9 protein-coding genes are annotated in these 7,955 nt (G+C 57.4%); 5 read left to right on the forward strand and 4 right to left on the reverse strand.

What is annotated here, in order from left to right:
- Nucleotides 1-451 precede the first annotated feature (451 nt).
- The 3 genes from ACIP1X_RS26810 to grxD all read left to right on the forward strand — a co-directional run bounded on the left by ACIP1X_RS26810 (nucleotide 452) and on the right by grxD (nucleotide 3,421).
- Nucleotides 452-742: a hypothetical protein gene (locus ACIP1X_RS26810; RefSeq protein WP_053123421.1), complete on the forward strand. Its 291-nt coding sequence runs from the start codon at nucleotides 452-454 to the stop codon at nucleotides 740-742.
- Nucleotides 743-876: 134 nt separating this feature from the next.
- Nucleotides 877-2,982, forward strand: a complete 2,106-nt coding sequence (locus tag ACIP1X_RS26815) for a molybdopterin oxidoreductase family protein (RefSeq protein WP_400755779.1) — start codon at nucleotides 877-879, stop codon at nucleotides 2,980-2,982.
- A gap of 97 nt (nucleotides 2,983-3,079) precedes the next feature.
- Nucleotides 3,080-3,421, forward strand: coding sequence for a Grx4 family monothiol glutaredoxin (gene grxD, locus ACIP1X_RS26820; RefSeq protein ID WP_007916674.1), 342 nt, complete (start codon nucleotides 3,080-3,082; stop codon nucleotides 3,419-3,421).
- A 213-nt stretch (nucleotides 3,422-3,634) separates the two neighbouring features.
- Here the strand turns inward: grxD and bfr are convergent, their stop codons facing one another.
- Nucleotides 3,635-4,108 carry a bacterioferritin gene (bfr, locus tag ACIP1X_RS26825; protein WP_042560739.1) on the reverse strand — a complete coding sequence of 158 codons (474 nt, stop codon included), beginning with the start codon at nucleotides 4,106-4,108 and terminating at the stop codon, nucleotides 3,635-3,637.
- Between the two features lie 201 nt (nucleotides 4,109-4,309).
- Nucleotides 4,310-4,528: a bacterioferritin-associated ferredoxin gene (locus tag ACIP1X_RS26830; RefSeq protein WP_003227725.1), complete on the reverse strand. Its 219-nt coding sequence runs from the start codon at nucleotides 4,526-4,528 to the stop codon at nucleotides 4,310-4,312.
- 314 nt (nucleotides 4,529-4,842) lie between these two features.
- Here ACIP1X_RS26830 and ACIP1X_RS26835 point away from each other — a divergent pair, with 314 nt between their 5' ends.
- Nucleotides 4,843-5,445, forward strand: a complete 603-nt coding sequence (locus tag ACIP1X_RS26835; RefSeq protein WP_400755780.1) for a peroxiredoxin — start codon at nucleotides 4,843-4,845, stop codon at nucleotides 5,443-5,445.
- A gap of 218 nt (nucleotides 5,446-5,663) precedes the next feature.
- Complete coding sequence (locus tag ACIP1X_RS26840) at nucleotides 5,664-6,134, forward strand: Panacea domain-containing protein (RefSeq protein WP_007916669.1); 471 nt, start codon at nucleotides 5,664-5,666, stop codon at nucleotides 6,132-6,134.
- Nucleotides 6,135-6,296: 162 nt separating this feature from the next.
- On the opposite strand, the gene rnt is transcribed toward ACIP1X_RS26840, so the two are convergent.
- Nucleotides 6,297-6,974: a ribonuclease T gene (rnt, locus tag ACIP1X_RS26845; protein WP_007916667.1), complete on the reverse strand. Its 678-nt coding sequence runs from the start codon at nucleotides 6,972-6,974 to the stop codon at nucleotides 6,297-6,299.
- Nucleotides 6,971-7,955, reverse strand: a 985-nt coding sequence (gene pyrC, locus ACIP1X_RS26850) for a dihydroorotase (RefSeq protein ID WP_400755781.1), incomplete at its 5' end; no start/stop codon positions are given. The genes pyrC and rnt, both read right to left, overlap by 4 nt.

The following is a 7,955-nucleotide window of genomic DNA, read 5'->3' on the forward strand; positions in this document are numbered from 1 at the left end:
CTCTTCGGGCGTGCAATCCATCAGGGAGAGAAAGTGCCTTGCGCTCATCATTGACTACCTTTTTGCTACAAACCGCAGATGCTCAAAGCCTTGTTTAACGGAACAACGGGCGAGACCTGCGGCGTAAGCCGCACGGGGCGACGAAATAGGGGGAGGCGCGATATTGACATTAAATGTCGCGTTTTTCCAATAGGCTACGGTTATGCGGGATTCGGAGAGCGGACAGGATGTTGCAGTCGCGCATTTGAAGCCGGGTTCAAGACAGCAGCGAGTCCCTTTGTACACTGGCCTCGCGGGGCTTGGCAATCCGCCGTGGCGGGGATCGGGTCGCTTGAGTCGGTTTACGACCGTGGCGGCATGCCATCACTTGGTCGGATGCTCAGGTTGAAACATTTGCTAAAGCAAAGTGCTGGGTTATAAATAAGTTTCGAGCGACGCAGGAAGCCTCCGCATGGAATCGAAAGAAAAATTGTTAATGGAATTGCTGGGCCACACGGCTCGCTCTCTGACCCATCTCACCGCGTCAATGACCTCAATGTCCTTCGAACTGCTGCGCAGCGAAGACGACGTGGTCAAATCCGCCGGCCGCCATATGATTGACCGCATGGCGACCATCAGTGCCGGGCTCGACGAGCATTGGCGATTAATCGGCGAGCTCACCGGCGTACACGTCGCCCACGAGCAGATCGAAACCATTCAGGAAATCCAGCTGGCCGCGCCGCCGCAACTGCCCTCCAGTTGAGCGAGGCGGTCTATCGGCGCACCTGATAGCCGTCGATTCACAAGACGAACGTCGCTGGCGCCTGACCCGCGACGGGGCCATAGTTTTGTTCCCGCGGGCGTCATTGCCCGCCCAGAACAAGACAGAGACTGGCCATGACCAAGACTCTCCATCACCGTGCCTGCCACCTGTGTGAAGCCATCTGCGGCCTGACCATCGAGACCACTGAAACCGATGGCAACGTGGCGATCACCTCGATCAAGGGCGATGCGCTCGACACCTTCAGCCGTGGCCATATCTGCCCCAAAGCTGTCGCGCTGCAAGATATCCAGAACGATCCGGATCGCCTGCGCCAGCCGATGCGCCGCGTTGGCAGCGAATGGTTGCCGATCGACTGGGACGAGGCGTTTGCGCTGGTGGCGGAGAAACTGGCGGCGATTCAGGAGCGTCACGGCCAGAACGCGGTGGCGGTCTATCAAGGCAACCCGAGCGTGCACAACTACGGGCTGATGACCCACAGCAATTATTTCCTTGGATTGCTGAAAACGCGCAATCGCTACTCGGCGACCTCGGTCGATCAGTTGCCGCATCACCTGAGCAGCTATCTGATGTACGGCCACGGCTTGCTGCTGCCGATTCCGGACATCGATCACACCGATTTCATGTTGATCCTCGGCGGCAATCCACTGGCCTCTAATGGCAGCATCATGACCGTGCCAGATGTTGAAAAACGTTTAAAAGCGATCCAGGCACGCGGTGGTAAAGTCGTGGTCGTCGATCCACGGCGCAGCGAAACGGCGGCGATGGCCGATCAGCATTTGTTCGTGCGCCCCGGTGGCGATGCCGCATTGTTGTTTGGTGTGCTCAACACATTGTTCAGTGAAGGCCTGACACGCGACAGTCATTTGCCGGTCGATGGATTGGACGACGTGCGCGCTGCGGTGGAGACGTTCACCGCCGAGGCCATGAGCCCGCTGTGCGCCGTTCCCGCCGAGCAGATCCGCCAACTGGCGCGTGATTTTGCTGCGGCGCCGAGTGCGGTTTGCTATGGCCGGATGGGCGTTTCGACTCAAGCCTTCGGCACGCTGTGCCACTGGGTGGTGCAACTGATCAATCTGGTTACCGGTAACCTCGACCGGGTGGGTGGTGCGCTGTGCACCGAGCCGGCCGTGGACTTGGTGGCGTCGACGTCGGGCGGGCATTTCAACAAGTGGCAGAGCCGTGTTTCCGGGCGTCCTGAATACGGAGGCGAGCTGCCGGTCTCGGCACTGGCCGAAGAGATGCTCACCGAAGGCGAAGGCCAGATCCGCGCGTTGATTACTGTGGCGGGTAACCCGGTGTTGTCGACGCCGAACGGGCGGCAACTGGAGCAGGCGCTGGATGGCCTGGAGTTCATGGTCAGCATCGACCTCTACATCAATGAAACTACCCGTTACGCCGACCTGATCCTGCCGTCGACGTCGGCACTGGAGAACGATCACTACGACACCACGTTCAACTTGTTCGCGGTGCGTAATGTCACTCGCTTCAACCGCGCGATCCTTGCCAAGCCTGAGGGCGCGCTGCATGACTGGGAGATCTTTGTCGGTCTGGCCAAAGCATTCGCCGAGAAAGCCGGCAAGGAGCTGAAACTGACCATGCCACCGGCGAAGATGATTGATATGGGTTTGCGGATGGGCATGTACGGTGACGCCTCCGAGCAGAAACTCTCGTTGGCGACACTGTTCGATCATCCTCACGGCATTGACCTGGGCGCGTTGAAAGCCAATCTGGCGCCGCGCCTGAAAACGCCGAACCAGCACGTGCAGGCCGCGCCGCCAGAGATCCTCGCTGACCTCGCACGGTTTGCCGCGCTGCAAGCTCCGGCCGCCGACGAGTTGTTGATGATTGGCCGCCGACATGTGCGCAGCAACAATTCGTGGATGCACAACTATCACCGGCTGGTGAAAGGCAAGCCGCGCCATCAGTTGCTGATGCATCCGGACGATCTCGCCAGTCGTGGGCTCAACGATGGTCAGTGGGTGCGCGTCAGTTCGCGGGTCGGGCAGATTGAAGTGGAAGTGCTCGGCAGTCTCGACATGATGAAAGGCGTGGTGAGCCTGCCGCACGGTTGGGGGCATGCGCGCCCGGGTGTGCAGATGGCGATTGCCAGTGGCCAGCCAGGTTCGAGCGCCAATGACCTGACCGATGAGTGCCAGCTCGACGAATTGTCCGGGAATGCCGCGTTGAACGGCGTGCCGGTCACCGTGGCGGCGGCTTGAACGTGACCGTCGGGGAGACCGAGCATGGCGCTCGGGATTCCGTTACAATGCGTCACCGTGCCGACCCGTGAGTCGGAAAGTTCAGCCGAGGTGCTCCATGGATATCATCGAAACGATTAAAGAGCAGATTGCCAACAACACCATTCTGCTTTACATGAAAGGCTCGCCGAATGCCCCACAGTGTGGCTTCTCCGCGAAAGCTGCGCAGGCTGTCATGGCGTGTGGCGAAAAGTTTGCGTACGTGGACATCCTGCAGAACCCGGAAATCCGCGCCAACCTGCCTAAGTACGCCAACTGGCCGACTTTCCCACAACTGTGGGTTGGCGGTGAGCTGGTCGGCGGTAGCGACATCATGACCGAGATGGCTGCAGACGGTTCGCTGCAAACCACCATCAAGTCGGCTGTTGAAGCGGCAGCGGCGAACAAGTCCGAAGCCTGATGCTTTTGTAGTAGGAGCAAAGCTTGCTCGCGAAAAACGATAACGCGGTGTGTCTGTAGCACCGCGGCGCTTTCTTCGCTGGCAAGCCATGCTCCTACAAAAAAGCCAATAAAAAGCCCCGCACCTCGAAAGAGGGCGGGGCTTTTTAGTGCGTCCGAAAAGTTACTGCGAGTTGCCGGTGCAATCTAAAAAGATCGCAGCCTGCGGCAGCTCCTACTCTTCGCCCATCTGCGATTGCAGATAGTTCTCAAGACCGACTTTGCCGATAAGACCCAGTTGGGTTTCCAGCCAGTCGATGTGTTCTTCTTCGGATTCAAGAATGTCTTCGAGCAGTTCACGGCTGCCGAAGTCACCGACGGTTTCGCAATGTGCGATCGCAGCTTTCAGGTCAGCGTGGCCGGTCTTCTCGATGCGCAGGTCGCACTCCAGCATTTCCTGGGTGTGCTCGCCGATGTGCAGCTTGCCCAGATCCTGGACGTTCGGCAGGCCTTCGAGGAACAGGATGCGCTTGATCAGCTTGTCCGCGTGCTTCATCTCGTCGATGGATTCTTTGTATTCGTGCTTGCCGAGCTTGTTCAGACCCCAATCTTCATACATGCGCGCATGCAGGAAGTACTGATTGATCGCGACCAGCTCATTGGCAAGGATCTTGTTGAGATGCTGGATGACTGTAATGTCGCCTTTCATGATCGGAGTCCTGCCCTGTATTCGCTGTATATACGGCAGAGTTTGAGCTTCGTATTTATAAGTGTCAAACCTAAGTTATTGAATAATATATGAAAATTAATCGGAATAAGAATGTTTGTGTTCCGCGTCTGGAGCCTAAGCAATTGATTTACAGGCATAAAAAAACCGGACATAAGTCCGGTTCTTTGAAATGGGGTGTTATTACGCAGCAGTAAATTCTACCGGATAGGGGATCGCGGCCTGGGCGGTTTGCAGCTTGGTCAGGGTTTCGCGAACGACTTCCTTGGCAAGGCAGGCACATTTGCCGCATTGGCTGGCGACGCCGGTGGCCTGACGAACTTCTTTATAGCTGCAGCAACCTTCATAGATCGCTTCGCGGATCTGTCCGTCGGTGACGCCAGTGCAGAGACAAACATACATAAGTGAGAACCGTCGCTGGTTGTGACTCAATTGCGATGGATCTTAATGTTAACGAGAATGATTGTCAAAGTGCTTTCCGACCGCTTCAGCGGATTAACAGCTACGACTGACGAACGGTATTTGCTGGCTATTTGCCTGGCCCTGTAAATGCAGCACGGTTCTGCGCCTGCTTTAAAAAACCGTTAAGGACAGGCCAAATTCGCAGTGTATGATGGTCGGCCCTTGCGAAGGGGGTTCGTGTCACAGGGCTGTCGTCTGAGGATGGCAGGCTGGCGCAAACCCTGAACTTCAAGTTTCTACACCAGGAGATATCAATGAGCGTACTCGTAGGCAAACCAGCCCCTGACTTCACCGTCCCGGCCGTACTCGGCAAGGGCGAGATCGTTGACAGCTTCACCCTGTCCTCGGCCATCAAAGGCAAATACGGCCTGGTGTTCTTCTACCCACTGGACTTCACTTTCGTCTGCCCGTCCGAGCTGATCGCTCTGGACAACCGCATGGCTGACTTCAAGGCCCGCAACGTTGAAGTGATCGCTGTGTCGATCGACTCGCACTTCACTCACAACGCATGGCGCAACACTCCAGTGAACAATGGCGGCATCGGCCAGGTGAAATACACCATGGCTGCCGACATGAAGCACGACATCGCTAAAGCCTACGACGTTGAGTCGGAAGGCGGCGTAGCGTTCCGTGGCGCGTTCCTGATCGACGACAAAGGCGTTGTCCGCTCGCAGATCATCAACGACCTGCCGCTGGGCCGTAACATGGAAGAGCTGATCCGTCTGGTCGACGCTCTTCAATTCCACGTAGAGCACGGCGAAGTTTGCCCTGCCAACTGGAAAAAAGGCGACAAAGGCATGAACGCTTCGCCAGAAGGCGTTGCGGCATACCTGACCGAGAACGCTGCTGCCCTGTAAGGCGCAACGTCGAGGTACAAAAAAACCGGCCCTAGTGGCCGGTTTTTTTATGCTCGGGATTGTGAGCAGCAATCTCTCGGCATTATTTGTTTCAAATGCCCGGGAAAAAATACTGGATGACTGAACAGTGGTTGGATAGGGTGATGGTCGAGCGATAACGGGTGAAGAGGGCGATTGCCCTGGCCTGAATCGCGCCTCACTTCAGTAAGGACGGTGCAATGGATTGCATGATGCAGAAGGGGATTCAAATGCCGAGTAGCTTGGACGTTGCGGATTATTTCCTCTGCCTGGAAGGGCATGAGGGCGAGATCTCCAATCTCAAGATTCAAAAAATGGTTTATTACGCGCAAGGGTTCAGTCTGGCAGTCCATGGCGAGGCTCTCTTCCCTGAAAAGCTGGAAGCGTGGATGCACGGGCCAGTGGTTCCGGATCTGTATCGAAGATTCAGCCAATTTGGATCGAGTGCCATTCCTCCTCCAAGTGATTTCAATCCCGATGTTTTCAGTACCAAACAACAAACTCTGCTCAACGAAGTGTTCGACGTTTATGGCCAATTCTCGGCGTGGAAACTGCGTCAGTTGACGCATGAAGAGGCTCCATGGCGTAGAAACTTCAAGGAAGGGGAGTTCAGCCGAGAAATTCCCGCCTGCGAGATGCAGGAGTATTTCCGGGAGCATTTGGTGAACTGAAAAATGGTCGGGCTTTCGAGCGTGTAGCGATGGTGGGTTACAAGAACCATCGGGTATTTTACGTCGTGTGGATTGATCGAGAATTTAAGCTCTATAAGCATTAACAAAAAAACCGGCCCAAGTGGCCGGTTTTATTTATGCGCGGGATTTACTCAACTAGGATCAGTCGTCGAAGTCTTCCCAGCCGCCCATCTGTTTCCAGCGGTTGACGATGCCACAGAACAGCTCAGCGGTTTTCTCGGTGTCGTAACGCGCGGAGTGCGCCTCACGGCCGTCGAAGTCGATGTCAGCTGCCTGGCAGGCTTTTGCCAGTACGGTTTGACCGTACGCCAGACCGGCCAGCGTCGCGGTGTCGAAACTGGAGAACGGGTGGAACGGGTTGCGCTTCATGTCCAGACGCGCGACCGCAGCGTTCAGGAAGCCAAGGTCGAAGCTGCTGTTGTGGCCGACCAGGATCGCGCGCTTGCAGCCGTTGGCCTTCAGCGCTTTGCGAATGCCACGGAAGATGTCGGTCAGCGCGGTTTCTTCGCTGACCGCCATGCGCAGTGGGTGATCGAGTTTGATCCCGGTGAACTCCAGCGCCGCCGCTTCGATGTTGGCGCCTTCGAACGGCTCAACGCGGAAGAAGTAGGTGTGATCCGGGTAAACAAAGCCCTTTTCATCCATGGCGATGGTGGTCGCAGCAATTTCCAGCAACGCGTCGGTGGCCGAGTTGAAGCCACCGGTTTCTACGTCGACGACAACCGGCAGGTAGCCGCGAAAGCGTGCTGCCATCGGGTGACGGGAACCGCCGCCGCCACTTTGACCGTCCAGTTCGTCGTCGAAATGGTCTTCACTCACGCGTGTTCCTCCAGCAGGCGCCAGCGCAGTTTTTCACCGGCGCGCAGCGGGATAACGGTCAGCTCGCCGAAGGGCAGGCTGGTCGGGGCGGTCCATTCTTCACGAACCAGGGTGATGCGATCAGTGTTCGCCGGCAGGCCGTAGAAGCGCGGGCCGTTGAGGCTGGCGAAGGCTTCGAGTTTGTCCAGCGCGTTACGCTGTTCGAAGGCTTCGGCGTACATTTCGATGGCGGCGTACGCGGTGTAGCAGCCGGCGCAGCCGCAAGCGGCTTCTTTGGCGTGCTGGGCGTGCGGTGCCGAATCGGTGCCGAGGAAGAACTTCGCGCTGCCGCTGGTGGCGGCAGCGAGCAGGGCTTCCTGATGGGTATTGCGCTTGAGAATCGGCAAGCAATAGAAGTGCGGCCGAATCCCGCCCACCAGCATGTGGTTGCGGTTGTAGAGCAGGTGGTGCGCGGTGATGGTCGCGCCAACGTTGGCCGAAGCCTCGTTGACGAACTGCACGGCGTCGGCGGTGGTGATGTGTTCAAACACCACTTTCAGTGTCGGGAAACGCTCGACCACGCGGCGCATGTGCTCATCGATGAAGATCTTTTCGCGATCGAACACATCGACGTCGCCACGGGTGACTTCTCCGTGGATCAGCAGCGGCATGCCGACTTCGGCCATGGCTTCGATCGCCGGCAGAATCTTGTCGATGCTGGTCACGCCGGAGTCGGAGTTGGTGGTTGCGCCGGCCGGGTACAGCTTGGCGGCGTAGACAAAACCACTGGCCTTGGCTTCACGAATTTCTTCGGGCTGGGTGCGGTCGGTGAGGTACAGCACCATCAGCGGCTCAAAGCGACTGCCGGCCGGGCGGGCAGCGAGAATCCGCTGGCGATAGCCGTCGGCTTCAGCGGCGTTGCGCACCGGAGGTACCAGGTTGGGCATGATGATCGCGCGGCCAAAAGTGCGCGCAACATCGGCAACGGTATTGGTCAACACG

Origin of the sequence: Pseudomonas sp. NPDC088885 (assembly GCF_044750025.1) — a bacterium.
Classification (GTDB): domain Bacteria; phylum Pseudomonadota; class Gammaproteobacteria; order Pseudomonadales; family Pseudomonadaceae; genus Aquipseudomonas; species Aquipseudomonas rustica.

Coding starts and splice junctions, on each gene's coding strand:
- bfr (WP_042560739.1), bottom strand. CDS start 4,108: ATGAAAGGCGACATTACAGTCATCCAGCATCTCAACAAGATCCTTGCC.
- grxD (WP_007916674.1), top strand. CDS start 3,080: ATGGATATCATCGAAACGATTAAAGAGCAGATTGCCAACAACACCATT.
- ACIP1X_RS26840 (WP_007916669.1), top strand. CDS start 5,664: ATGGATTGCATGATGCAGAAGGGGATTCAAATGCCGAGTAGCTTGGAC.
- ACIP1X_RS26815 (WP_400755779.1), top strand. CDS start 877: ATGACCAAGACTCTCCATCACCGTGCCTGCCACCTGTGTGAAGCCATC.
- ACIP1X_RS26810 (WP_053123421.1), top strand. CDS start 452: ATGGAATCGAAAGAAAAATTGTTAATGGAATTGCTGGGCCACACGGCT.
- ACIP1X_RS26830 (WP_003227725.1), bottom strand. CDS start 4,528: ATGTATGTTTGTCTCTGCACTGGCGTCACCGACGGACAGATCCGCGAA.
- ACIP1X_RS26835 (WP_400755780.1), top strand. CDS start 4,843: ATGAGCGTACTCGTAGGCAAACCAGCCCCTGACTTCACCGTCCCGGCC.